Origin of the sequence: Salegentibacter lacus (assembly GCF_020164555.1) — a bacterium.
GTDB lineage: Bacteria > Bacteroidota > Bacteroidia > Flavobacteriales > Flavobacteriaceae > Salegentibacter > Salegentibacter lacus.
Map to the genome: position 1 here is coordinate 14,966 of NZ_JAIQZB010000017.1, position 23,747 is coordinate 38,712.

Annotated in this window: 25 protein-coding genes; 12 read left to right on the plus strand and 13 right to left on the minus strand. The window is 36.9% G+C overall.

Going from position 1 to position 23,747, the window contains the following annotated elements; genetic code table 11:
* Positions 1 to 42: 42 nt before the first annotated feature.
* Positions 43 to 1,323, plus strand: coding sequence for an ornithine--oxo-acid transaminase (rocD, locus tag LB465_RS13685; protein WP_224470432.1), 1,281 nt, complete (start codon positions 43 to 45; stop codon positions 1,321 to 1,323).
* A gap of 77 nt (positions 1,324 to 1,400) precedes the next feature.
* Here the strand turns inward: rocD and LB465_RS13690 are convergent, their stop codons facing one another.
* From LB465_RS13690 to LB465_RS13700, 3 genes are read right to left on the minus strand one after another with little or no spacing between them, the layout of a single operon-like run.
* Complete coding sequence (locus LB465_RS13690; RefSeq protein ID WP_070053152.1) at positions 1,401 to 1,733, minus strand: CCC motif membrane protein; 333 nt, start codon at positions 1,731 to 1,733, stop codon at positions 1,401 to 1,403.
* 10 nt (positions 1,734 to 1,743) lie between these two features.
* Positions 1,744 to 2,037 carry a DUF2752 domain-containing protein gene (locus tag LB465_RS13695; protein ID WP_224470433.1) on the minus strand — a complete coding sequence of 98 codons (294 nt, stop codon included), beginning with the start codon at positions 2,035 to 2,037 and terminating at the stop codon, positions 1,744 to 1,746.
* A gap of 2 nt (positions 2,038 to 2,039) precedes the next feature.
* The gene (locus LB465_RS13700) at positions 2,040 to 3,785 is read right to left on the minus strand and encodes a T9SS type A sorting domain-containing protein (RefSeq protein WP_224470434.1); all 1,746 of its coding nucleotides are present in this window, start codon (positions 3,783 to 3,785) and stop codon (positions 2,040 to 2,042) included.
* Positions 3,786 to 3,861: 76 nt separating this feature from the next.
* Here LB465_RS13700 and LB465_RS13705 point away from each other — a divergent pair, with 76 nt between their 5' ends.
* Positions 3,862 to 4,059, plus strand: coding sequence for a hypothetical protein (locus tag LB465_RS13705; RefSeq protein WP_224470435.1), 198 nt, complete (start codon positions 3,862 to 3,864; stop codon positions 4,057 to 4,059).
* Positions 4,059 to 4,604, plus strand: a complete 546-nt coding sequence (locus LB465_RS13710; RefSeq protein ID WP_224470436.1) for a Smr/MutS family protein — start codon at positions 4,059 to 4,061, stop codon at positions 4,602 to 4,604. Before LB465_RS13705 ends, LB465_RS13710 begins: the two co-directional genes overlap by 1 nt.
* A gap of 9 nt (positions 4,605 to 4,613) precedes the next feature.
* On the opposite strand, the gene LB465_RS13715 is transcribed toward LB465_RS13710, so the two are convergent.
* On the minus strand, positions 4,614 to 5,651 hold the full coding sequence (locus LB465_RS13715) for a hypothetical protein (protein WP_224470437.1): 1,038 nt from the start codon (positions 5,649 to 5,651) through the stop codon (positions 4,614 to 4,616).
* A gap of 98 nt (positions 5,652 to 5,749) precedes the next feature.
* Here LB465_RS13715 and LB465_RS13720 point away from each other — a divergent pair, with 98 nt between their 5' ends.
* From LB465_RS13720 to mtaB, 3 genes are all read left to right on the plus strand, one after another.
* The gene (locus LB465_RS13720) at positions 5,750 to 6,898 is read left to right on the plus strand and encodes a cysteine desulfurase family protein (protein ID WP_224470438.1); all 1,149 of its coding nucleotides are present in this window, start codon (positions 5,750 to 5,752) and stop codon (positions 6,896 to 6,898) included.
* A 97-nt stretch (positions 6,899 to 6,995) separates the two neighbouring features.
* A complete protein-coding gene (locus LB465_RS13725; RefSeq protein ID WP_224470439.1) occupies positions 6,996 to 7,448 on the plus strand; it encodes an OsmC family protein in 453 nt (150 codons plus the stop codon).
* Between the two features lie 249 nt (positions 7,449 to 7,697).
* The gene (gene mtaB / locus LB465_RS13730; protein ID WP_224470440.1) at positions 7,698 to 9,029 is read left to right on the plus strand and encodes a tRNA (N(6)-L-threonylcarbamoyladenosine(37)-C(2))-methylthiotransferase MtaB; all 1,332 of its coding nucleotides are present in this window, start codon (positions 7,698 to 7,700) and stop codon (positions 9,027 to 9,029) included.
* On the opposite strand, the gene LB465_RS13735 is transcribed toward mtaB, so the two are convergent.
* Positions 9,026 to 9,328 (minus strand): N-acetyltransferase, encoded by a 303-nt coding sequence (locus tag LB465_RS13735; RefSeq protein WP_224470514.1) that lies wholly within the window; start codon positions 9,326 to 9,328, stop codon positions 9,026 to 9,028. The two genes, mtaB and LB465_RS13735, sit on opposite strands and share 4 nt — an antisense overlap.
* A gap of 362 nt (positions 9,329 to 9,690) precedes the next feature.
* Between LB465_RS13735 and LB465_RS13740 the strand changes: the two genes are divergently transcribed.
* The 3 genes from LB465_RS13740 to cls are packed head-to-tail and all read left to right on the plus strand — an operon-like array spanning position 9,691 to position 12,809.
* Positions 9,691 to 10,389: an alpha/beta fold hydrolase gene (locus tag LB465_RS13740; RefSeq protein ID WP_224470441.1), complete on the plus strand. Its 699-nt coding sequence runs from the start codon at positions 9,691 to 9,693 to the stop codon at positions 10,387 to 10,389.
* Complete coding sequence (locus LB465_RS13745) at positions 10,386 to 11,345, plus strand: lytic transglycosylase domain-containing protein (RefSeq protein ID WP_224470442.1); 960 nt, start codon at positions 10,386 to 10,388, stop codon at positions 11,343 to 11,345. Before LB465_RS13740 ends, LB465_RS13745 begins: the two co-directional genes overlap by 4 nt.
* Positions 11,346 to 12,809, plus strand: a complete 1,464-nt coding sequence (gene cls, locus LB465_RS13750) for a cardiolipin synthase (protein ID WP_224470443.1) — start codon at positions 11,346 to 11,348, stop codon at positions 12,807 to 12,809. It begins immediately after the preceding gene.
* On the opposite strand, the gene LB465_RS13755 is transcribed toward cls, so the two are convergent.
* Both LB465_RS13755 and LB465_RS13760 read right to left on the minus strand, forming a co-directional pair.
* Entirely contained in the window at positions 12,810 to 13,523 is a 714-nt protein-coding gene (locus tag LB465_RS13755; protein WP_224470444.1) for a TlpA family protein disulfide reductase, read from the minus strand.
* Positions 13,524 to 13,661: 138 nt separating this feature from the next.
* Positions 13,662 to 14,177 (minus strand): tetratricopeptide repeat protein, encoded by a 516-nt coding sequence (locus LB465_RS13760; protein WP_224470445.1) that lies wholly within the window; start codon positions 14,175 to 14,177, stop codon positions 13,662 to 13,664.
* Between the two features lie 153 nt (positions 14,178 to 14,330).
* On the opposite strand from LB465_RS13760, the gene rpmH reads away from it, so the two are divergent.
* The 3 genes from rpmH to LB465_RS13775 all read left to right on the plus strand — a co-directional run bounded on the left by rpmH (position 14,331) and on the right by LB465_RS13775 (position 18,049).
* On the plus strand, positions 14,331 to 14,489 hold the full coding sequence (gene rpmH, locus LB465_RS13765) for a 50S ribosomal protein L34 (RefSeq protein ID WP_075327124.1): 159 nt from the start codon (positions 14,331 to 14,333) through the stop codon (positions 14,487 to 14,489).
* Between the two features lie 109 nt (positions 14,490 to 14,598).
* Entirely contained in the window at positions 14,599 to 17,451 is a 2,853-nt protein-coding gene (gene carB / locus LB465_RS13770; RefSeq protein ID WP_224470446.1) for a carbamoyl-phosphate synthase large subunit, read from the plus strand.
* A gap of 205 nt (positions 17,452 to 17,656) precedes the next feature.
* Positions 17,657 to 18,049, plus strand: a complete 393-nt coding sequence (locus LB465_RS13775) for a DUF423 domain-containing protein (protein ID WP_224470447.1) — start codon at positions 17,657 to 17,659, stop codon at positions 18,047 to 18,049.
* Here the strand turns inward: LB465_RS13775 and LB465_RS13780 are convergent.
* The 6 genes from LB465_RS13780 to LB465_RS13805 all read right to left on the minus strand — a co-directional run bounded on the left by LB465_RS13780 (position 18,044) and on the right by LB465_RS13805 (position 23,561).
* Positions 18,044 to 19,018, minus strand: a complete 975-nt coding sequence (locus tag LB465_RS13780; RefSeq protein WP_224470448.1) for a bile acid:sodium symporter family protein — start codon at positions 19,016 to 19,018, stop codon at positions 18,044 to 18,046. The two genes, LB465_RS13775 and LB465_RS13780, sit on opposite strands and share 6 nt — an antisense overlap.
* A gap of 9 nt (positions 19,019 to 19,027) precedes the next feature.
* On the minus strand, positions 19,028 to 19,570 hold the full coding sequence (locus LB465_RS13785; protein WP_224470449.1) for an acyl-CoA thioesterase: 543 nt from the start codon (positions 19,568 to 19,570) through the stop codon (positions 19,028 to 19,030).
* Between the two features lie 3 nt (positions 19,571 to 19,573).
* Positions 19,574 to 19,942 (minus strand): 6-phosphogluconate dehydrogenase, encoded by a 369-nt coding sequence (locus tag LB465_RS13790; protein WP_224470450.1) that lies wholly within the window; start codon positions 19,940 to 19,942, stop codon positions 19,574 to 19,576.
* A gap of 6 nt (positions 19,943 to 19,948) precedes the next feature.
* Positions 19,949 to 21,091, minus strand: coding sequence for a serine hydrolase domain-containing protein (locus LB465_RS13795; protein ID WP_224470451.1), 1,143 nt, complete (start codon positions 21,089 to 21,091; stop codon positions 19,949 to 19,951).
* Positions 21,092 to 21,110: 19 nt separating this feature from the next.
* Positions 21,111 to 22,499, minus strand: a complete 1,389-nt coding sequence (gene rmuC, locus LB465_RS13800) for a DNA recombination protein RmuC (protein WP_224470452.1) — start codon at positions 22,497 to 22,499, stop codon at positions 21,111 to 21,113.
* An 81-nt stretch (positions 22,500 to 22,580) separates the two neighbouring features.
* On the minus strand, positions 22,581 to 23,561 hold the full coding sequence (locus LB465_RS13805) for an endo alpha-1,4 polygalactosaminidase (protein ID WP_224470453.1): 981 nt from the start codon (positions 23,559 to 23,561) through the stop codon (positions 22,581 to 22,583).
* Between the last annotated feature and the right edge of the window lie 186 nt (positions 23,562 to 23,747).

Genomic DNA, 23,747 nt, shown 5'->3' on the forward strand with positions numbered 1-23,747 from the left:
CAAAGAAGGAATTATAAAAGTTAACAGATAAAAAACATTCAAATGCCATTAGCAGAAATTAAATCTTCAGAAGAAGCAATTAAACTGGAAGACAAACATGGAGCGCATAATTACCATCCGCTACCTGCAGTTTTAAGCAAAGGGGAGGGAGTTCACGTTTGGGATGTGGAAGGAAATAAATATTACGATTTTCTTTCGGCTTATTCCGCTGTAAACCAGGGGCACTGCCATCCAAAAATTGTAAATGCTATGTATGAGCAGGCTTCTAAGTTAGCGCTAACTTCAAGGGCTTTCCATAATGATATATTGGGAGCTTATGAGCAATATGCTACCGAGTATTTTAAATTTGATAAAATACTGCCTATGAACACAGGGGCAGAAGCCGTGGAAACCGCGATTAAAATCGCTAGAAAATGGGCTTATGAGAAAAAAGGAGTTAAAGAAACCGATGCTCAAATAATTGTTTGTGAAAATAATTTTCACGGAAGAACAACCACCATCATTTCGTTTTCCAACGATGAAGGAGCCAGAAAGAACTTTGGACCTTATACCCCAGGATTTATAAAAATAGCTTACGATGACATTGACGCGTTAGAAAGAACTATAAAAGACAACGACAATATCGCCGGTTTTCTGGTAGAACCTATTCAAGGTGAGGCTGGAGTTTACACCCCTGCCAGCGATTATATGATGAAAGCTAAAGAAATCTGTAATAAAAATAATGTTCTTTTTATGGCAGATGAGATACAAACAGGTATCGCCAGAACCGGAGCATTACTTGCGGTTTGTGGAGACTGTACATGCGAAGGCCATTGTGAGCGTCAGGAAACCTATAGTAGACCAGATTTGCTTATTTTAGGAAAAGCACTTTCTGGAGGAAATTATCCTGTTTCTGCTGTATTAGCAGACGATGAGATTATGAATGTTATTCAGCCCGGGCAACACGGTTCTACTTTTGGGGGAAACCCTGTAGCCGCTGCAACTGCGGTAGCTGCACTAGACGTAGTTAAGGACGAGAATCTTGCACAAAATGCCCGAAAACTGGGTAATTTGTTTAGAAGACTTATGAACGATTATATAAAGGACTCCAATATTGTTGAACTGGTAAGAGGTCGCGGACTTTTAAATGCAATTGTGATTAATGATTCAGAAGATAGCTCAACAGCCTGGGATATTTGTATGGCATTAAAAGAGAACGGACTTTTAGCCAAACCGACCCACGGTAATATTATTCGTTTTGCACCGCCGTTAGTGATGAACGAAGAGCAAATTAGAGATTGTGTAGATATTATTACTACTACTCTAAAGCAATTTGAGAAGTAAATTTTATTTTCAAAATACATTAACTAAAAAAGCCAGCTATTTCTAGCTGGCTTTTTGCTTTTTAAGGGAAAAACAAATTATTGATTTTGTTCAATTTCTCTTAAAATTTCTTCCTGCATTTCGTAGATTCCTTCAAAACCTCCATACATAATAAGCATTACAATAGAGCTAATTAAACTAATGGCACTCAATACAAGACCAATAATAGCAAGGATTTTTCCAGTTTTTACATTTTGATAACCGGTGTATAATTCAGGTTCGGCGTTGTAGATCTCGGTGGCGCGTTTGGCCATTACAAGAGCTATAATTCCGAAAATAATTCCCAGAACACCATAACAGCAGCATCCTATAATAGAGAGGATCCCGAAAATTAAAATTAAAGTTGAATTTGGTAGTTGTTGTCTTTCCATAAAGATTGGTTTATTGGGTTAGTTGTAAGTAATTATTCATTTTTATTAAATAGCTAATCAGCATTACTGCCCCGCTCAAAATAATAAGCGCGATTTTTATCTGAAAATCATACCTGAATTTTACAAATAGATTTACAATTAGAAAAGCGAGTAAAATTAAGATGGGATAGATTCCCGGAAACATATAAAAAGCCTGACTAAATTCTGCTTTAAATACAAGTAATAAGGCACGTTGTCCACCACAACCAAAACAATCTACTCCAAAGAGGCTTTTGTTAAGACACGGCAACATAAAATCTTCCATAACTAATTTTTAATGCTAATCTTACTGGTGAATTCTATATTGTCAGAAGAGATTAGTTTCAGGATATAGATGGCGTCCTGCAATCCCGAAGTGGGTACGGTATAGTTAACACTTCCTACTGGCATTGTTTTATTATATATCATTTGTCCGTTAAGATCATATAACAATATTTGTTTTAAATCAGATTGCACCATCTGTATCTCCAATTGCGCCTTTAGATTATTTTGAACAACCAAGGCTTCAGGAATTAAAAATTCTAATTCTTCTTCTGGCAGTTCAGATTGCAAATTATCTTCTTTTTCTTGAATAAAACTAATAAAAAATCGGTTACTATAGTTTCCTTTTGGTAAATCTATTGATAAAACACCTTCATCTAAACGATTATAGGAATCTATTTCGGCGTCAAAAAGATAAATGTTTTCTGTCTCAAATTGCCTGAAATCATTCAGGTTGAAAGTCAAATGAGAATCTTCAGATAAATTAATCAGCAACGGAATTTTATCATTCTTTCTAAACGGTCTAACCTGAATATTATAAAACGCTTCTTCAATATTCCAGCCTACATCATTTTCCAGAACCCCATAAACCTTAGCATCCATCGCCCAATCGGCATCTTTAGAAGAATCTTCCCGAAAAGCTAAAAGCAAGGGGCGGGTGTAAAGATCATTAAATGCTACATTGAGTTTTAGTAACGGGATCTCACTTCTTTGCTGATTTTTAAATTCTGAAGTTTGAGAATTCTCTTTCTGAAATCTCCGTTGGGAATTTTTAAAATGGATGAAACCGTTGTTTCTGCCTCTTACCATAAAACCTTGGGCAATGGGAGAATATTCGCGAGCAATTTCACTGCCGGTTTCCCCGGAATTTCCGGTTTCTTCTCCGCCTCCATTATAAGTTTTAAAAACTGCAGGAGCATAAGCATTAGCACCGGGAGAATAAGAGCCATAACCGCCTTCATAGTCTTTTAGATCGTGTGAGTTACCATTGGTTCTGGAATCCCAGAAATAAGCAATTCCTGTACTAACCGGATTTTCCAGTAAAAAACTTTGTAAATGCAGCGCTGAAGGATAGGGGTTGCCCACTAAAACGTTTTGGTCTTCATTAATTGGGACTTTAATTTCACCATCATTAGGTAAACCTCTAAAATCGTAGCGTTGCTGGTTACCGGGGTTATTTTCTACACCATTAATAAGCCTGTGGTCGGTACCATTTACACCTTTCATGCTAAAGCCTTCTCCGGGTTCAACATCAAAATTAACGCCTACATATTGCCAATCAGAATATTCGGTGCCGGAATATTTATAGATCCATCGACGGGAAATTTTTAAAGGATTGGAACTGCCTTCTAAGCCGCCTGTAACTTGAACGGGGTTGCTGTTGGTTTTGCTTTTTGGTTGAAAAATCATTGAACCGAATTGATTCGGACTAATATTGTCTTTTACCGGAAGCGCCCAATAATTATAATCGAAAGCGTTTGAGGTGCCTTCCTGAAAAACTGAGATAAATCCGTTCCCCGAATTTAGATTTGTGCTTTTTTCTCCTTGCAGTAATTGTGATTCTTTTCGAAGATAAATGCTCGCTTCCGTTTCAGGAGAGTTGTTTTTTTTCAGGTTAATTTCATCTTCAACATACAAAAAGCGATCACTAAGATAAATATACGAATCTCCGGTTATGGAGGGCGAAATGTGCAATTGTGCATTTCCGTAGTAAAAAGAGAAAATAAAAGCTAAGAAGTATATTTGCCTCATAATTCCTGTAACTTTGCAGAAAATACAAGAACCGTTATTTTAAGCATTTTATAAATAAGGGATAACAGGTAAAAAAATGAATAATTCTCAGGTAATAAATACAATTTTAATAGTAGTAGGTGGTGCACTTTTAATCTATGCGATTGCAGTTGAAAATGCTCACGCCTATTTTAAAATTGGGGGACTCATAGTAATTATGCTCGGTCTTTACCGGGCTACAAATTTTTGGGTAGCTACCAAAGACGATCACAAGGAAGACGAAAATAACGAATAATGGAGCTTAAAAAAGGGGATAAAGTCGCGGTTTTAGATGATGTGCTGGAAGGTTATGTAATAAAAACCGAAGCCGGCACCGTTTATATTGAAACTACCGATGGTTTTGAAATGGAATTTTCTGAAGAGGAATTAGTGAAAATTGAAACTCCTATTGAAGCATTGTCTGATGATGTTGATTTTGAAAAAGTTTTAGCTGAAAAAAAGCTGCCTCCAAAACCAAAGTCACAACGAATAAAACCTAAAGAAAGAAATCTGCCTCCAATGGAAGTAGATTTGCACATTGAAAAACTTACCGCTTCCTCCCGCGGAATGAGCAATTATGATATGCTTAACCTCCAAATGGAAACCGCCAAAAGACAAATAGAATTCGCAATGAGAAAACGAATTCAAAAAATTGTGTTTATTCACGGGGTAGGCGAGGGCGTACTCAAAGCCGAGTTGGATTTTTTACTGGGCCGATACGATAACCTTAAATTTTATGATGCCGATTACCAAAAATATGGTCTTGGCGCTACCGAAGTCTATTTCTTTCAAAATACTTAATCTACTGTATTAATTTTCCTCTTCATCATTTTCTTCTTCCTCTTCGTTTTCCTGTTGCAGGTTAGTAAATTGCTGAAAAGGAATTCTTGTTACATCTAACCTTCCCAGTACATAGGAGTCAAAACGGATATCTTCACCACTTCCATCTTGTCGAATTAAATTGAAATCTTTAATCTCAATGGTAGACCTATAACTTCTTGTAATATGATGATCTAACTGAAGATCGTGTTCAAAATTAGGCAAAGAAACTCCTTCATTTAAATAATTAGGGAGCCCATCTACTTCAGCCGTTGGTATGGGACTTAAGAAATCATCGCTATTTTCGTCAATAGCTCGTTGTACATCCTCGGGATCAATTTCGTGGCGCGTTAAAACCCCATCATTATCGTCATCAGGATCAAGATAATCGGGTATTCCATCTTCATCTGTATCTAAATAACCTTCTGCTGTTGTAGGATCTTCTGGACTGGCATTTTTTTCAGTTGCTGTTGGTACATTATCATTGTCATCATCAATATCTAAATAATCCGGGATACCATCGCCATCAGTATCCAGGTGATTGCCATCGGGATCATAACCTTCTTCACCATTTAATACGCCGTCCCCATCGGCATCGGCATCCAGCCTTATATCATTAAACCTAGTTCTGATTATCACAACTCCACCGGCAGAAACATACTCCTCTAAAACCCTTGGTTCACCGGGTGGAACTCCCTGACAAAAATATTCTCTACCGTTAACTTCACTGTCATAAATTCTGTATACCAGGCGATTATCCTCTCCAGATAGATTAATCTCTATATCCTCGCTAACATCTAATGTTAAGATTGCTTGCGTAAGCGTATCGTTTAAACTATTATCTTTTAATTCCAGAGACATAGATTCGTAAACATCTTCATTATTTACAGCCCAAAGCACTTTTTTATCATCTATTTCACACAAGGTTAGGTCACTATTCTCCAAATCGAAACTGGTCACGGTAATATCCCCGTCGTCACAGGAATAAAGGGCAAAAGAGAAAAATAAAGCGGCAAGAATCTTTTTCATAATATGGTAATATATTCTAAGTGAAACAAAAATAGCGGAATTCAGGATTTTTAGGGCAGGTTCTTTTAAATAATTTTATTTCGCTTAATTTTGCGGCGATGAAAAATGTATACCTCGATTCTGCCGCAACCACGCAAATGCGTGAAGAAGTTATAAACCGAATGACCTCTGTAATGAAAGAGGTTTATGGAAACCCTTCATCTACCCATTCTTTTGGGAGATCTGCCAAGTCGCTAATAGAGCAGGCCCGTAAAACCGTTGCCGGTTATTTAAACGTAAAAGCTTCAGAAATAGTGTTTACTTCTGGCGGGACCGAAGCCGATAACCTGGCTTTAAATTCTGCCGTTCGCGATCTTGGGGTAAAGCGCATAATAACTTCAAAAATAGAGCACCACGCAGTTTTGTATACCGTAGAGCAGCTTCAGGATTGTTTTGATGTTGAGGTAGTTTATGTTGATCTGGATTCCTGCGGAAATGTAAAAGAGGCTCATTTGGAGGAATTACTGAAAACTTCCAATAAAAAGACACTGGTTAGCCTGATGCACGTAAACAACGAAATCGGGAATAAACTGGATATTAAAAAAGTTGGGAAGCTGTGTGAAGAACACGGTGCACTATTTCATTCAGATTGTGTACAGTCGGTAGGGCATTACAACCTTGATTTTAGTGAAATGCCCGTAGATTTTACTGCGGTAAGCGCCCATAAATTCCACGGACCAAAAGGTGTTGGCTTTGCTTTTGTCAGAAAAAACAGCGGTCTAAAACCACTTATTTTTGGAGGAGAACAGGAGCGTGGCCATCGTGCCGGAACCGAAGGCGTACATAATATTGTAGGCCTGGAAGAGGCATTAAAACTTTCATTAGATAATTTAGAGGAAGAAAAAGCTTATATCGCCGATTTGAAAGCTCACTTCATCAAAAAATTAAAAGCGGAAATCCCCGGTGTAAAATTTAACGGCGATTGTGTCGATTTAGAAAAAAGCACATACACCTTAATCAACGTATGTTTGCCGGTACCCGCAGATAAAGCTCTGATGCTGTTATTTCAACTGGATTTAAAAGGAATTGCCTGTTCCAAAGGCAGCGCCTGCCAGAGTGGAAGCGATAAAGGTTCTCACGTTCTAAATGCATTTCTAGAAGAAGAAGATCTTAAAAAACCATCGGTGCGTTTTTCATTTTCAAGATATAACACCAAAGAAGAATTAGATTATGTGGTGAATACCCTTAAAGAGTTTATTGAATCTTAAAAATATTTTTTCGAAGCTGACCTGAGTCATATTTTATAGTTTTTAAGAGCTGTTTCTTTGTACAGAAATACTCCCGTTTGGGGGAAAATATAAAGATATGGCTGAGAAACACGAATATCAGGTAGACCTTACCTGGAAAGAAGACCGTAAAGGAGAAGTTAGCTCTCCCGAATTAACCGATACTATTGAAACTGCAACTCCACCGGATTTTCCTAAAGGAATGCCAAACATCTGGTCTCCCGAACATTTTCTTGTTGCCGCGGTAGAAAGTTGTTTAATGACCACCTTCCTGGCAATTGCCGAAAACTCTAAACTGGATTTTATCAGTTTCAAATCTAAAGCGATTGGAAAACTAGATAAGGTAGAGGGAAAATTTCAAATGACAGAGATCGTTCTAAAACCGGTACTGGAAATCGCCGATGAGAATAATGCTGAAAAAGCAAAACGCATCATAGAAAAAAGCGAAAAAGCCTGTTTGATCTCTAATTCGATAAAAAGTAAAATTATCCTGGAATCTGAGATTGTAATTGTTTCTGAAGAAAAGGTGTAGGAGAATATTTAATAATCAGCTTGTTATCGTCACTCTGAATTTATTTTAGGGTCTAAGTTGTTGATTTTCTTAACCTCCTTACAATGATCTTCTCCTCGTCATCGCGAGCGGATGAACGAAGTGCGGCGATCTGTTTTAATGAATTCCTGTATAAAAATTATCAACAAAACAATGTTTTCCTAAAACAATAATTGTTGGTATCTTTGCAGCCCTAAAAATCGTTTAACTTCTACAGAAACAGGCAGGTGTATGAATAATAAGAAGGTCGCATTTTATACCTTGGGTTGCAAGCTCAATTTTTCAGAAACTTCTACCATTGCAAGATCTTTTAAAGAGGAAGGTTTTGAACGTGTAGAATTCACTGAAGAAGCCGATATATATGTGATCAATACCTGTTCGGTTACAGAAAATGCCGATAAACGATTTAAAACCATCGTAAAACAAGCGCAAAAAGTTAACGAAGATGCTTTTGTGATTGCCGTAGGCTGTTATGCGCAATTAAAACCGGAAGAACTCGCCGATGTTAATGGCGTGGACCTGGTTTTGGGAGCTACTGAAAAATTCAAGATCACCGATTACCTTAACGATCTTACTAAAAACGATCTAGGTGAAGTACATTCTTGTGAAATTGATGAAGCCGATTTCTACGTGGGCGCTTATTCAATAGGAGACAGAACCCGTGCCTTTCTAAAAGTTCAGGATGGTTGCGATTATAAATGTACCTATTGTACAATTCCGCTGGCACGTGGGATTTCTCGAAGTGATAAACTTGAAAATGTATTAACCAATGCTGCAGAAATTTCAGCAAAAGGAATTAAGGAAATCGTTCTTACCGGGGTAAATATTGGCGACTACGGAAAAGGGGAATTCGGCAATAAAAAACATGAACATACTTTTCTCGATCTGGTAAAAGCTTTAGATGAGGTAAATGGTATTGAAAGGTTAAGGATTTCTTCTATAGAACCAAATTTGTTAAAAAATGAAACTATTGATTTTGTAGCTCAAAGCAATACGTTTGTTCCTCACTTTCATATTCCTTTACAAAGTGGCAGTGACGATTTGCTTAAATTGATGAAACGGCGCTATATGAGTTCACTTTATACCGATAGGGTTAAGCAAATCAAAGAGGTAATGCCAAACGCATGTATTGGGGTAGATGTTATTGTCGGTTTCCCCGGGGAAACTGAAGAACGTTTCCTGGAAACCTATAATTATTTAAACGAACTGGATATTTCCTATCTGCACGTCTTTACTTATTCTGAAAGAGATAATACTCCAGCAGCAGAAATGGAAGGCGTTGTCTCTACTAAAATAAGAAAGAAAAGAAGCAAAATGCTCCGCGGACTTTCAGCTAAAAAGAGAAGGGCTTTTTATGAAAGTCAGTTAGGGAATGTATGCACCGTTCTTTTTGAAGGTGAAAACAAAGAAGGCTATATCCATGGGTTTACAGAAAACTACGTAAAGGTAAAAGCGCCATGGGATCCTGGATTGGTAAATACACTGCATCAAATTGAATTAATATCAATAGATGAAGATGGTTTGGTTAGGTTTGAATTTGTTTCAGAAAAAATAGCGGTTTAAATATTGATCCCAACCGGCAGCAGGTCTTTGTATTTTCTTCGGTTTTTGCGCATAAATTTAGCAACATCTGGGCTGGTGGGCATTACACGCGTATTTCGCTCTTTAATTTCTTCTAAAACAGCTTCAATAAAAATATCCATATAGCCATCTTCTTTAAGAGCTTCGGGCATAAAAACTTTGGTTAAAAATATTTTTCGCTCCTGTTGCGCATATTCTATGGTGGCAAGCTGTTGATTTATGGTAGTTTCAAATTGTCTTAAGAACTCATTATCGGTAATTATAATTTCTTCGGCATTCATCATTTCTCTTTTTTCTGTTATGAACCATTATTACAGCATATATAATCGCTAAGCGCGATAACAATTAACTGATAAAATTTTGTTTGGATGGTTAGTGTAAAGGTAGGTAAATAAAGCCTTTAAAGTTGAATTATTAACAGCAAACAATAAAATTACAGGCTTTAAGAAATTCTCCATTATTTTTAATCTTTCGGTTGTGAAAGCCAAATAAATAGCAGTAATTTTGAGACGTAAACTACTCTGGAATAAGCTTCCGGAGTATTTAAATGAATTATTCGATAAAAAATCGTAATACTTCAAAACTCACTTCTTACGTAAATTTAAGGCATTAAGCCCTTGTTGAGTGTTATATACTTGTTAAAATGACTGAAGAAAACCAGTTGATTCACGTTTATTTTATGCCGGGAATGGCTGCTAATTATTCTATTTTTGAATTTATAAAACTCCCCGAAGATCGGTTTAAAATGCATTTTTTAGAATGGATTATTCCTAAGAAGGATGAAAGTCTAAAAAATTACGCCGGGCGCATGAATAAATATATTGAACATGACAATGCGGTATTAATTGGGGTTTCTTTTGGCGGGATTATTGTGCAGGAAATGGCTAAGAGCCTTAATCTTAAAAGGCTTATTATAATTTCCAGTGTAAAGTGTAGAGAAGAGTTACCAAGACGAATGCGTTTTGCGGCCAAAACAGGTTTATTTAAGCTTATTCCCACCAGCCTGCTGGATTATGTAGATCATTTTGAAAAGATTGCGGTTGGCGATTTTATTAAAAAAAGGGCAAAGCTTTACAGGCAATACCTTTCGGTTAGGAATCAGCGTTATTTAGATTGGTCCATAAAAAATATGGTTTTATGGAATTGTGCTAAGGCCCAGAAAGGCATTGTTCATATTCACGGGGATAAAGATGAGATTTTCCCTATTAAATATATTTCAGAATGTATTACTGTAAAAGGCGGTACTCATATAATGATTTTGAATCGTTATCGTTGGTTTAATAAATACCTTCCTGAAATAATCCTTTCAGGAAATATTGAAAATAAAAATAAATTAATATGAAAATTTTAAAATCTGCCCTGGTAATAGTAGGGCTTTTTACCATTCTGTTTGTAAGTATACAGGCAGCTCAACAGTCTCCTGAGACAGGGAGCGAAAATCAGGTTGAATCTGCAGAGGCTAATCAAAAAGACCGACCAGTAAAAGACTATAATATCTACGCACTCCCAATGCCCGAAAATATAAACTTTGCCGGGGAAGAAGTGCCTATGAACGATCCCGATATTCACGAGAGAATGGATAGGGAATTACTGGTAAATACCTATTGGCAATCTAATGCTTTGCTTTTAATAAAGCGGGCAAATAAATATTTCCCGATTATTGAACCAATTCTTGAAGAAGAAGGTGTTCCAGATGATTTTAAATACCTGGCCGTAATTGAAAGTGGCTTAACCCAGGCGGTTTCTCCTGCCGGAGCCAAAGGTTTTTGGCAGATTATGGAAGGCACCGGAAAAGACTACGGTTTGGAAATTAATGGCAACGTAGACGAACGTTACCACATCGAAAAATCAACCAGGGTAGCAGCTGATTATTTAAAAAAATCAAAAGAAAAATTCGGTACCTGGACGATGGCTGCAGCAGCTTACAATGCCGGAAACAGAGGAGTTGAAAGACAATTAGACCGTCAAAAAGTAGATAATTATTACGAATTGCTACTTGGAGAAGAAACCGGAAGATATATGTTTAGAATCCTGGCGTTAAAAGAAATTTTAAGCAATCCAGAAAAATATGGATTCAATTTTGAAGAAAAACACCTTTATACACACATTCCAACCAAAACAGTTAAGGTTGATACCGTGGTGAACGATTTTGCTGATTTTGCGAAGCATTTCGATATTAATTACAAAATATTAAAAATTCATAATCCCTGGCTTAGGGAAGCGCATTTAAACAACGCCTCGCGAAGAGAATATGAAATCAAGATTCCTGAAGAAGATACTTATACTGCTGTGAAATAAATGGATTACCTCCTGGATAATATTTGGTGGATCTTGTTATCTGCCAATTTTCTAATCGTTCTTATAACGGCCGGTTATGAATTAATGCATTTTAGGGAGCCTGTGAAAAGCATTTCCCTGATTTTCGCATTATTCGTGTTGCCGGTTGTTGGGCTTTTAGTGTATTACTTTTTTGCACAGGAATTCAGAAAAAGCAAATTATTTAACCGAAAAAAACTCTACGACCAGAAAATCATTAAGGATTGGGAAGACAAACTCTTGCTTAATGAGAAAGATTTAATTGACATAGATCGGCATTGTATTGAGCAAAAGATTAAACTGGTTCGTTTACTTCAGAATAATCAGAAAAAGCCGGTCACTTTTCTAAATAAAGTCAGGGTCCTTATAAATGGCGAAAATAAGTTCTCAGCCTTATTTGAAGATATTAATAAGGCCAAGCATCATATTCATATAGAATATTACATTTTTAATAGTGGTAGAATAGGAAACCGACTTATTTTATTGCTCTGTGAGAAGGCAGAAGAAGGTGTGAAGGTTCGCGTGAGTTATGACTATGTGGCTAGCAGACTTTCGTCTAAAGCCGTTAAGAAAATGAAATCTTGTGGAATTGAGGTTTATCCTTTTATGCCGGTTTGGTTTCCAAACCTAACCCGTAAATTAAATTACAGGAATCACCGAAAAATGGCGATCATAGATGGCAGCATTGGATTTATTGGGGGGATTAATATCTGCGATGAATATGTAAACTTTGAGGAAAACCCTAAAGAAAAGCTCTTCTGGCGGGATACGCACCTTAGAATTGAAGGCCACGCGGTAAAATCGTTACAGGCGCAATTTCTGCTGAATTTCAATTTTATCAGCGGGAAGCATCTAACAATTGAAGATAGTTTTTTTCCGAAGATAGATATCCCCGAAACAACAGCGGTACAAATAGCTGCCAGTGGTCCCGATACCGATTGGCAGAATATTATGGAAGCCATTCTAACCGCCATAAATACAGCCGACAAATATATCTATATCACAACCCCATATTTTATTCCGAACAACCAGATACTTACTGCGCTTTGTATGGCAAGTAGAATAGGGGTGGAGGTTAAAATTATTATTCCTGAAAAAGGAGACTCGGTGATCGCCCGTTATGCTACCAATTCTTATATCGAAAAATTACTGGAATCTGGAGTTCAGGTTTTTCATTATCATAAGGGTATGGTGCACGCCAAAACTATGGTGGTAGATGGTGTATTGACTAGTGTTGGTTCCTGTAATCTTGATAATCGTAGTTTTGATATCAACTTTGAAATCAATGCATTTTTATATGACGAGGAAGTTGCTACTGAAATGACTGAAGTCTACAATAATGATCTTAAAGAAACTACCGTATTAACTTTAAATGAATGGATGCAAAGGCCGGCTTTAGAAAAAATTAGAGAAGCACTTGCCAGGCTCTGGGCACCGTTGCTTTAATTATTCAGGAGAAATCACACTCAAGTTTATAGGTTCTTGCTTTGTAGAATTTTCTATAAGATTATCTGTGATAGCCGAATTTATTGCCTCGTAATTGAGTTCAAAAGATTCTTTTTTTGAAATATTGAAGGGATGAAAAACACTCCTTTGTATGTCCATAATTTCACGATCCCCCGCAATTAAATAGCAAGTTGGTAAACCTAAAGAATGTTTCAGGTTTTCTACTACATATGCATGATTGTTTCTGGTTTCATCTACATATAACACATTAATATGTGAATTGAATTGTTTAGAAAGTTTCCTGGCGGTTTCTTTTTTATCCCAAAACAGGATTACAAATTCAATTTTATCCCGGTACTTATCGGCGAGTTCGTTAAGCGCAGGTATTTCTCCTTTGCCAGGAATACACCAGGAGGCGTAGGTTAATAGGTAAACCGGTTTTTTGTAATTGTATAATGCAACTTCTTTTCCTTTAAGATTTAAAAATTTAAAGTTATCTATATATGTACCTTTAAGTTTGGTTTCTACGAAAGTATCAAATAATCTGTCAGCTTCTTTAAATTGTCGGTGTCTATAAGCGTCTTTAGCTTCTTGGTTGTATTTAGGTAAGTGCATAACAAGTGCGTCAGAGAAATAAAGCTTATCGCTTTTCTCTGGCTGGGCTTGAATATTTGAGCCTAAAATAATAAAAAAGAGGAGTAAAAGTCTCTTCATGTACCTTGATAATTTGGGTAAAACAAAGATACTTTGTAAGAAACAAGCACTGAAATATTATCGCTAAAGGGTCAATATTTCGGCTAAAAGTTATGGAATATTTAAGAAAAGCAGAAATTAACTAAAATTATCTAAAAATTAGATTTTTTTCAATTGTTGCTTCATCATCTTGATCTGATCTTTCATCATTCCGTGTTTGTCCAGCTTTTTAGCTTCAGCGAGTAAATTAGTAGCTTCTCTTTTTCGGCGTTTGGTCATCGCGATTCCGGCAAGGTTAAGTTTGGCCATTGCCAGATCCTGATCCATTGCGAGACCTAATTTAATGGCGCGTTTAAAGAATTTTTCGGCCTGGGTTATATTGGTTTGAGAAACCATCAACCCGTGCAGGTACCAGTAATAGCCCTGTTGCTTCTGTGTAAGTGCAGTTTCCGGATTCTTAATTCGGTCTAACCATTTTTTTGCACCGGGAAAATCCTGCTTTCTAAGCCTTAGAAAAGCGAGCAATATCATTTCATTTTTAAAATACAGGAATACAAAAATTAAGGAAAGTAGAACGAACATAATGCCATTTCCAATGTTTCCTTCTATAAATTGCCAGATGGCAAGCCCTAAAATGGCTCCTGCTAAAACTAATTTGATATTCTTGTTAAACATAAATGCTTTTATTTTAGAAGCGGCAAAGGTAAGAAAAACAATTAAAAATAATTTAAATTAGCTCTTGTAATAGTTAAAAAGCTTTGTATATTTGCACGCAGTTTTACAGAGAGCTATAAAAACGATTATTCAGAAGATTTAAAGATATTTAAAATGAAAAGAACGTTTCAACCATCCAAGAGAAAAAGAAAAAACAAGCACGGTTTTCGAGAAAGAATGGCTAGTGCAAACGGAAGAAAAGTCCTCGCCAGAAGAAGGGCTAAAGGAAGAAAGAAAATATCAGTCTCTTCTGAAAACAGACATAAGCACTAATGAGAATTAGGTTTTAAAATATTTAAAGGTGTTACTTTCTTAGTAACGCCTTTTTTTATATCCAATCGCTTCCTTACTTTTATGTTTCATATACTATAATCCTCTTAAAATGCCCAAAAACAACAACCTTAAAAGTATCCTGATTATTGGCTCTGGACCTATTATTATAGGACAGGCCTGCGAATTCGATTATGCTGGAACACAATCTTTGCGCTCTTTACGCGAAGATGGGATAGAAACCATCCTGCTTAATTCCAATCCGGCAACGATAATGACAGATCCGTCAATGGCAGATCACGTTTACCTGAAACCTTTAACCACAAAATCTATTGTGGAAATTTTAAAAGATCATCCAAATATAGATGCGGTTTTACCAACAATGGGAGGGCAAACTGCTTTAAATCTCTGTATTGAAGCCGATGAAAAAGGAATCTGGGAAGATTTCGGAATAAAATTAATTGGGGTAGATATTGACGCAATCAACATTACCGAAGATCGTGAGAAGTTTAAACAACTTATGGGACGAATTGGAATTCCTGTAGCACCGGCAAAAACGGTGACTTCCTATCTTCAGGGAAAAGAGGTTGCCCAGGAATTTGGTTTTCCATTAGTAATTCGTGCTTCTTTTACTTTAGGTGGAAGTGGTGCTTCATTTGTACACGGCCCCGAAGATTTTGATGAAATGCTTACTTATGGGCTGGAAGCTTCTCCAATTCACGAAGTGCTAATCGATAAAGCGCTTTTGGGTTGGAAGGAATATGAACTTGAACTTCTAAGAGATAAGAACGATAATGTAGTAATTATTTGTTCTATAGAAAATATGGATCCGATGGGCATCCACACCGGAGATTCTATTACGGTAGCTCCGGCTATGACCTTAAGCGACACTGCTTACCAGCGTATGCGTGATATGGCAATAAAAATGATGCGTAGCATTGGAGATTTTGCCGGGGGGTGTAACGTGCAGTTTGCCGTAAGCCCGGACGAAAAAGAAGACATTATCGCCGTAGAGATCAACCCAAGGGTTTCAAGGTCTTCAGCTTTGGCGTCTAAAGCTACCGGATATCCAATTGCAAAAATAGCTACTAAACTGGCTATTGGTTATAATTTAGATGAGCTGGAAAACCAGATCACTAAATCTACTTCAGCTTTATTTGAGCCTACTTTAGATTACGTAATTGTAAAAATTCCTCGTTGGAATTTCGATAAATTCGAAGGTGCAGATCGCACCTTAGGCCTTCAAATGAAATCTGTAGGTGAAGTGATGGGTATTGGACGTTCCTTCCAGGAAGCGCTTCATAAAGCCACCCAGTCACTTGAGATTAAGAGAAACGGACTTGGAGCCGACGGAAAAAGTTACACCAAGTACGACGAAATTATAGAAAAACTTACCTACCCCAGCTGGGACCGCGTTTTTGTGATTTACGATGCGATACAGGCGGGAATTCCGCTTAGCCGCATTCACGAGATCACGAAAATAGATATGTGGTTCTTAAGGCAATATGAAGAGCTTTACGCTTTAGATGTTGAGATTTCTAAATATGATAAAGAGTCTTTACCTAAAGATCTATTGCTGGAAGCCAAACAAAAAGGTTTTGCTGATAGACAAATAGCTCATATGCTTGATTGTTTGGAAAGTGAGGTTTATAATAAACGTGTAGAATTAGGCGTAAATAGAGTTTACAAATTAGTAGATACCTGTGCCGCCGAATTTAAAGCCGAGACACCTTATTACTATTCCACTTTCGAAGCCGATATCGAAACTCCAGACGGAAAGCGTTATGTAGATAACGAAAGCAAGGTGAGTGATAGAAAGAAGATTGTGGTTCTTGGTTCCGGTCCAAACCGTATTGGGCAGGGAATTGAGTTTGATTATAGCTGTGTGCATGGTGTTTTAGCCGCCTCAGAATGTGGTTATGAAACCATAATGATTAACTGTAACCCTGAAACTGTTTCAACCGATTTTGATGTTGCTGATAAACTTTATTTCGAACCGGTTTTCTGGGAACATATTTATGATATCATCCGTCACGAAAATCCTGAAGGGGTAATCGTTCAACTTGGTGGACAAACTGCGTTGAAGTTAGCCGAAAAGTTAGATCGCTATGGAATAAAAATTATGGGAACCAGTTTTGAAGCTTTGGATCTTGCAGAAGATCGTGGAAGTTTTTCAAAATTACTTCAGGCTAACGATATTCCTTATCCTGAATTTGGAACTGCTGAAACTGCAGATGAAGCCCTGGCACTTGCAGATGAACTTGATTTCCCAATTTTGGTAAGACCTTCTTATGTATTAGGTGGGCAGGGGATGAAGATCGTGATTAATAAAGATGAGCTGGAAGAAACGGTAGTAGACTTGCTTAGAAAAATCCCGAATAATAAATTATTGCTGGACCATTATTTAGATGGTGCCATTGAAGCTGAAGCAGATGCAATTTGCGACGGGGAAGATGTTCACATTATAGGAATAATGGAACATATTGAACCTTGCGGAATCCACTCTGGAGATTCTAATGCATTGCTACCTCCTTTTAACCTTGGGGACCTGGTAATGGAGCAAATTAAAGACCATACCCGAAAAATAGCTTTAGCCTTGAATACAGTTGGTTTAATAAATATTCAGTTTGCGATTAAAGATGATATGGTCTATATCATTGAAGCCAATCCAAGAGCGTCCAGAACGGTTCCATTTATCGCGAAAGCTTATAAAGAACCTTATGTGAATTATGCTACCAAAGTGATGCTTGGTGAAAAGAAAATCAAAGATTTCAAATTTAATCCTCAGTTAGAAGGTTATGCGATAAAACAACCAGTATTTTCTTTCAATAAATTTCATAAAGTGAACAAGCAACTTGGACCGGAAATGAAAAGTACCGGGGAAAGTATTCTCTTTATTGATAGTTTAAGAGATGATGCCTTTTACGACCTGTATAGCAGAAGGAAAATGTATTTGAGCAAATAAGAATTGAATTTAAAAGAGCGAGGTTTTAGGAAAACACTGGTTTCGTCAAGCTGAATTTGTTTCAGCTTCTAACAGGTTTTAGACTATCAATATCTTAGATTCTGAAATAAATTCAGAATGACGATTTATCTTACTTTTTCAGACAGCCTAATAAACTAAAAATCCTGCAAGGTTTTTAAACCTCGCAGGATTTTAATTATAATTAATGAAAGAACTTGTACTCATAATTGGTGGAATTTACGGCACATTGGCCGTGGTTTTCGGTGCTTTTGGAGCGCACGCCCTAAAGAAACGTTTTACTGAAGATCAGCTAAAAAGTTTTGAAACTGGCGTAAAATACCAGATGTATCATGCAATTATGCTCATAATTTCAGGAATAGTCTTTCCCTTTATGGAGACCTCACAGCAACTTGTTGCCTGGTTTTTTATTATAGGAATTTTTCTGTTTTCTTTCAGTATTTATGGTTTGACCTTAAGTGCTTCTGCAGGAAAGAAAATAAGGATTTTAGGCCCTATCACGCCACTTGGCGGACTTCTATTTATTCTTGGTTGGATTTTCTTCACCATAAATATTGCTGAAATCGCGCAGTATCTATAACGCCTCTCCTGAAGTTTCTATGCGAATTACACGTTTTCTATATTTTTCAGCATAATAAGCGATCAACAATAATTGCAACGAATGATAGATCATAATGGGCAGCAATAAAAGCCCGGTGTTTGCTGAATTTCCAAAGATTACTTTTACCATTACAGAGCCGTGTACCAGGGATTTTTTAGTTCCGCAGAACTGCGCTGTAATCTTGTCTTTTAAGTTGAATCCTAAGAAATTGCAAATTAGTCCAAGTCCAAAATATACTACGAAAAATAACAAAACTACTATTCCCGTTAGCTTAAGTAAATCATCTGTTTCTACGCTGCTAAATATATTGGATGTGAACGAATTACTAAAGCTGGAGTAAACAATTAGTATAATAGTAGTTTTGTCTAATAAGCCTAATTTCTTGCTATGTTTTCTAGCGAAATCTCCAAGAAATTTTTGTAGAAATAATCCCAATATTAAGGGAATAATTATTTGCCAGCATAACTTTATAAGTACATCCAGAAATTCAAAATCAGCGCTTCCACTCAGGAAGAAACTTAACCAAATGGGTGTGGCAAATATCCCGATTAAACCAGAAAGACTGGCGTTAAAAATAGCGGTAGGTAAATTCCCTTTGGCCAGTGAAACCATAACGATTGAAGACGAAACGGTGGAGGGTAGTGTACCCAGGAAAAACAGGGCGATCCAAAGATCTGAACCTGTCCCTGCTTCAAAAAGCGGTAAACACAGAAGCGCCAATAACGGAAATACTATAAATGTGGTTAACTGAATTACGATATGAACTTTGTAATTCAGAAGACCCAATTTAAATTCAGCGGGAGATAATTTTAATCCGTAGAAAAAGAAAATAAAACCAATCCCAATATCGGTAATGGTTTTTAAAGGGAAAAGTACAATCCCTTCCGGAAAAAAATAGGCGATGATTATCGCTACAAAAATCGCCGCTATAAATCCGTTAAATTTCAAACTGATGCCTTAAATTTCGATTTTTACCTTATATTTTTCCAATAAGTGCACATATTCTTCCGAAGAAAAATCGGTCTCGTGAAACTCTTTTTTACGATTCAGCTTCATCTTATTACGTTTTATACTTTTCGCAAATCGGCGTATATCGTGTTCGTTAGTTAGAATTAACCCGGGGACCTGCAATGATTTTCCGTCCTCGGTTTTAGCTACCATTGTGAAATAGGAAGAATTGCAATGTTTTACCTCTCCGGTCCTAATATTTTCGGCCTCTACACGAATTCCAATTACCATAGAACTATTGCCAACGTAATTTACGGAAGCTTTCATAGTTACCAGTTCGCCAATTTCTATAGGTTTTAGAAAATCTACGGTATCCACACTCGCGGTCACACAATAGGCACCTGAATGTTTGGAGGCGCAGGCAAATGCAATGCGGTCCATTAGGGAGAGTACGTAGCCCCCGTGAATTTTCCCGTTGAAATTTGAATGGGAAGGCAGCATTAATTCTGAAATATCTACCTGTGAGTCTTTTACGTGTTTAAATTGAGTCATAAATTATCGGTCTCTAAAGTGAGGGGATTCAGCTTCTTCTACTTCGGTTATAAAATATTTAGTATCGCCCCAAAAGAAAAAAGTTGCATAACGTTCTACATATTTAAGCCTAACGTAATTGCCTTCGTTCTCCTGTAGCGCTTCAATCGATTCCTGATTGCTGTCTAAAACTGAGAATTGAAAGATTTGGGCACCACTAATACCCTGGCTCATTTCTCCTTCCCAGGTTTTTGAAATCACACCTTTTTTACTGAATTTGATTAGCTCGCCACTTCTTGTACCTTCACTATAGGGTACAAAATAAATAAAGGCAAACCAGGCTATAAACAGGAGTACAATGCCTCCCAAAATGCCAAAAAGTGTTTTTCTCATATTCTTTTAATTATAAATTTTATGAATAAATTCTTCTACTTTAGAAGGTTCCAGCCAGCGGGTAACAATTACCAAGTTTTCTTTACGATCTACAATAATAAAATTTCCGCCGAAACCTGCCGCATAAAATATGTCTTTATCTCTATTTTTCCATTGTCTGGGCCCATCGACATTTAACCACCACATATATCCATAATTTGGATTGGTAGCTGAAGGCTGGACCGCTTCTTCAATAAGATCTTCTGAAATTAATTGTTCTCTATTCCAATTACCGTTATTCATAAATAACAAGCCAAAACGCGCCATATCTTCGGTATTGATAAACATTCCGCCTCCGGAATGCCCACCACCGCTAACCGATTGCATTTTGAACCCGTCTATGGTAGCCCAGGAATTCTCATAACCTAACCAACGCCAGCTGGATGAGGCGTTGATTGGATCCATAATTTCTTCTTTTAAAACTGTGGGGAGTGGTTTTCTAAAAACGTTTAATAATGAATAGGCAAGTACATTCACTCGAACATCGTTGTATTTAAAATGCGTTCCGGGTTCGTGAAGTTCTCGATTTCTCCAATCGTCTATGGTTTCTTCCTGCGATGGCCTGTCGGCCCAATCGTAAGAACCCCAGAGTTCCCCACTCCAATCTGAGTTTTGCTCAAGCAAGTGTTTCCAGGTGATTTTTGAATTGTGTTCGCCTTCAAAAGTATCGTCCCAAACGTAATTCACTACCCGATCTTCCAAATCGGCAATCAGATTTTTATCAAAAGCTAGTAGAGCCGTTGTAGATAGAAAGCTCTTAGTAACGCTAAACGTCATATCTACGCGTTTGGTATCACCCCATTTAGCTACGAGATAACCATCTTTTAAAATCATCCCTGCCGGGCCACCACGTCTTTTTGTAGGGCCTAATATTTCGTGATAAGGTTCGTGCTGAAATCCTTTTAAAATTGCCTGTCGTAAATCTTTGGATTCTGAATATTCATTGGCTTCAGCAAACTGAACCGCTTCAGAAAAATCTAAACTAAAAGTAGCTGGATCTTTTTCTTCCCAGTTTCCGCTTTCGGGAAAATAAATCTCCTGTGCAGAAAAATTCAGTATAAAAAAGCTGAACAATAACAGACTGAAAAGCGATTTTGTAGTTATTTTCATGTTAAGTAATAGTTTGATTTTATTCAATCTCTTCTTCATCTATAGCTGAAAGCATTTTAGGATCTATTTGTTTACTGGCTTTCGCGCCCAGTTTTTTGAGTTTTTCTACCCGGCGAAGTAGATTACCTTTTCCGGTAAGCTTTTTCATCGCTCCTTCATAGGAATTCTGAACTGTTCCCAACTGCCTTCCGATTTTGGTAAGCTCTTCGGTCAATGCGGTAAACGAATCGTACAAAGCACCTGCCTGAGTGGCGATAGCAATGGCATTTTGCTTTTGTTTCTCGTTTTGCCACATACTGTCTATGGTTTTGAGTACGGCAAGCAGGGTAGTGGGCGTAACGATTATAATATTTTTATCAAAAGCTTCAGAATACAATCCAGGATATTCGTTTGAAGCTACGGCAAAAGCAGCTTCAATAGGGATAAAAAGCAAGACAAAATCCGGGCTTTCCATCTGGTATAATTGATGATAATTTTTGCTGCCGAGTTCGTTTACCCGATTTCTAATGGCCGTAAGATGATTTTTTAAATGTTGTTTCCTGTCGGTTTCTTCGGTTTCATTGCTGTAGCGCTCGTAGGCATTAAGAGAAACTTTAGAATCTACAATCATCTTTTTATCGCCGGGAAGATTAATCACCACATCGGGTAAAACCCGTTTTCCATCGGCATTGGTGAAACTTTGCTGTACCGTATATTCGCTGCCTTTTTGCAGTCCGCTGCGTTCCAGGACCCGCTCCAGGATCATTTCGCCCCAGTTCCCCTGCGTTTTAGTGTCACCTTTTAGCGCTTTAGTAAGGTTGGTGGCTTCCTTGCTCATTTGTTCGTTAAGCTCTTTTAACCCTATAATTTGCTGCCGGAGCATCGCGTGGCGGTCTATACTTTCTTTATTTCCCTCTTCGATGCGTTTTTCAAAATGAAGAATTTTTTCCTGCAAAGGATTTAATATATTCTGAATGTTTTCTTTATTCTGAAGCGTGAATTTCTCAGATTTTTGCTCTAGAATTTTATTGGCGAGGTTTTCAAATTCTTTTTCAAATTTCTTCTGAAGTTGTTCAACTTCATTCTTTTGCTCTTTATTTCTTTTTTCTAAGTTTTTAAATTCGGCATTTCTACGGGTGAGTTCAGTATTTAAAAAATCTTTTTCTCTACGTATTTCTTCTCGTTCGTTTTCTAGTTTTTCAGCCTGTAGTTTAGCGGTATTTTTATAATCTGATAATTCAGATTTATAATTCTCTAAATTGCTGTTTAGTTGAATCTTAAGATCTTCGTTTGTAAGTAATAATTGATTGTTTTTTTCCTCAAGAATAGCCTCTTTATTTTTATTTTTTAATCCTGAAATAAGTTTTCCGAAGTAAAGTCCGAGCAGTAAAGCGGCAAAAATTAAAGCAATAAGTAAGTAATCGTTCATTGGGAAACAGGAGTTTTCTCAAAGATACTTATTTGCCCGAATTGTTTTAAAATTTCGGACTTAGATTAGCAGGGATTTAAATTATTCTTTGGCTTCAAAATACTGATAACCGTCTATAATATCCAGATAAACACCGTCAAAGTCGGCATTAGTTATTTTGGTTAGATACGCGTTTTCGCTTCCATATATTATTTTTTTCCAATCCTCGTTCCAGTATTCTACCTTAAAATTTCCTTCCCAATAGGGATTCTCTTCTACAAGCCAGTTTGGATAATTAGAACTCCACTTATCTTTCCAGTAGAAACGGTAATTTTCAGCTTCACCAATAGACATATAAGCAATTACTAATCGGTCTCCACCGTTTTTCTTCTTTTTCAACTGCTTAATTTCTTCAGAGGTGAATGTTTCGTTGTTAAAAAATAGATCCATTACAATTAGGTCGTAATTAGTAAAGGAAAGTTCAGCAATTAGGTCTTGCTTATTAGAATATTCAGCGTAGTTAATCAGATATAAGAAGTTCTGTGCTTCAGTAAGTACATTTATGTCTTTGCTGTTTTCATTAAAAACCGAATATACAGGAATTCTATCCAGCCCTCGGCTTGACGCAGCAAAAGAAATGTAATTGTTCTCTTCATTTAGCTGATACGAGTTCTTCATTAGTTGAGGATTGTAGCAATAATCTGTAACAAGTACTTGTTTTCCATATTCTTTTGCGAGATCAAGGTATTCTCTCAAATATGTATTGTCAGCTTTTGGTGTGATTTGGTTGAACTTAGGATAACCATAAAAAAGATCTTCCTGGGCTACCGCGTCTATAGCATTTAAATAATCTAATGCAGGAGTTTTATGAGAATTGCACTTTTTTGAAACCAGCTGAACGCCATTTTGGGGTATAATAATAAAATTAGGATCATCAGCTTTTGTAGCTTCACTTAGCTCAATTACAAACTGCTGCATTTCGTGACGGTAATCTATATTTACTATCGGTTCCTGTGCCTTATGTTCAAAGCAGGAAAGTAATAAGCAACATAGCATATAGGTGCTTATTTTAAAGAAGTTCATAGTAGCGGTAAATTTCCTACAAATGTAAGTGAAATTACATTACATAAATTGTCATTAAAAAGAATCATTCTTTATAAGATAAAATCCTACAGGCCTGAATATTTATCAAATTAACGAGCAAATTTAAATTTAAGTTTTGTATTCAAAATTTATGATATAGAAGTTGCCAAGTGAATGATTTTAACA

Excerpts from the sequence above, each read along its gene's own strand:
- LB465_RS13785 (WP_224470449.1), bottom strand. The coding sequence starts at position 19,570 with ATGACTCAATTTAAACACGTAAAAGACTCACAGGTAGATATTTCAGAA.
- LB465_RS13710 (WP_224470436.1), top strand. The coding sequence starts at position 4,059 with ATGGAGCTTAAAAAAGGGGATAAAGTCGCGGTTTTAGATGATGTGCTG.
- rmuC (WP_224470452.1), bottom strand. The coding sequence starts at position 22,499 with ATGAACGATTACTTACTTATTGCTTTAATTTTTGCCGCTTTACTGCTC.
- LB465_RS13795 (WP_224470451.1), bottom strand. The coding sequence starts at position 21,091 with ATGAAAATAACTACAAAATCGCTTTTCAGTCTGTTATTGTTCAGCTTT.
- LB465_RS13695 (WP_224470433.1), bottom strand. The coding sequence starts at position 2,037 with ATGGAAGATTTTATGTTGCCGTGTCTTAACAAAAGCCTCTTTGGAGTA.
- mtaB (WP_224470440.1), top strand. The coding sequence starts at position 7,698 with ATGAATAATAAGAAGGTCGCATTTTATACCTTGGGTTGCAAGCTCAAT.
- LB465_RS13725 (WP_224470439.1), top strand. The coding sequence starts at position 6,996 with ATGGCTGAGAAACACGAATATCAGGTAGACCTTACCTGGAAAGAAGAC.
- cls (WP_224470443.1), top strand. The coding sequence starts at position 11,346 with ATGGATTACCTCCTGGATAATATTTGGTGGATCTTGTTATCTGCCAAT.
- LB465_RS13805 (WP_224470453.1), bottom strand. The coding sequence starts at position 23,561 with ATGAACTTCTTTAAAATAAGCACCTATATGCTATGTTGCTTATTACTT.
- LB465_RS13690 (WP_070053152.1), bottom strand. The coding sequence starts at position 1,733 with ATGGAAAGACAACAACTACCAAATTCAACTTTAATTTTAATTTTCGGG.
- LB465_RS13715 (WP_224470437.1), bottom strand. The coding sequence starts at position 5,651 with ATGAAAAAGATTCTTGCCGCTTTATTTTTCTCTTTTGCCCTTTATTCC.
- LB465_RS13740 (WP_224470441.1), top strand. The coding sequence starts at position 9,691 with ATGACTGAAGAAAACCAGTTGATTCACGTTTATTTTATGCCGGGAATG.
- LB465_RS13745 (WP_224470442.1), top strand. The coding sequence starts at position 10,386 with ATGAAAATTTTAAAATCTGCCCTGGTAATAGTAGGGCTTTTTACCATT.
- rocD (WP_224470432.1), top strand. The coding sequence starts at position 43 with ATGCCATTAGCAGAAATTAAATCTTCAGAAGAAGCAATTAAACTGGAA.
- LB465_RS13775 (WP_224470447.1), top strand. The coding sequence starts at position 17,657 with ATGAAAGAACTTGTACTCATAATTGGTGGAATTTACGGCACATTGGCC.
- LB465_RS13755 (WP_224470444.1), bottom strand. The coding sequence starts at position 13,523 with ATGAAGAGACTTTTACTCCTCTTTTTTATTATTTTAGGCTCAAATATT.
- LB465_RS13735 (WP_224470514.1), bottom strand. The coding sequence starts at position 9,328 with ATGAATGCCGAAGAAATTATAATTACCGATAATGAGTTCTTAAGACAA.
- LB465_RS13720 (WP_224470438.1), top strand. The coding sequence starts at position 5,750 with ATGAAAAATGTATACCTCGATTCTGCCGCAACCACGCAAATGCGTGAA.
- LB465_RS13760 (WP_224470445.1), bottom strand. The coding sequence starts at position 14,177 with ATGTTTAACAAGAATATCAAATTAGTTTTAGCAGGAGCCATTTTAGGG.
- carB (WP_224470446.1), top strand. The coding sequence starts at position 14,599 with ATGCCCAAAAACAACAACCTTAAAAGTATCCTGATTATTGGCTCTGGA.
- rpmH (WP_075327124.1), top strand. The coding sequence starts at position 14,331 with ATGAAAAGAACGTTTCAACCATCCAAGAGAAAAAGAAAAAACAAGCAC.
- LB465_RS13700 (WP_224470434.1), bottom strand. The coding sequence starts at position 3,785 with ATGAGGCAAATATACTTCTTAGCTTTTATTTTCTCTTTTTACTACGGA.
- LB465_RS13705 (WP_224470435.1), top strand. The coding sequence starts at position 3,862 with ATGAATAATTCTCAGGTAATAAATACAATTTTAATAGTAGTAGGTGGT.
- LB465_RS13790 (WP_224470450.1), bottom strand. The coding sequence starts at position 19,942 with ATGAGAAAAACACTTTTTGGCATTTTGGGAGGCATTGTACTCCTGTTT.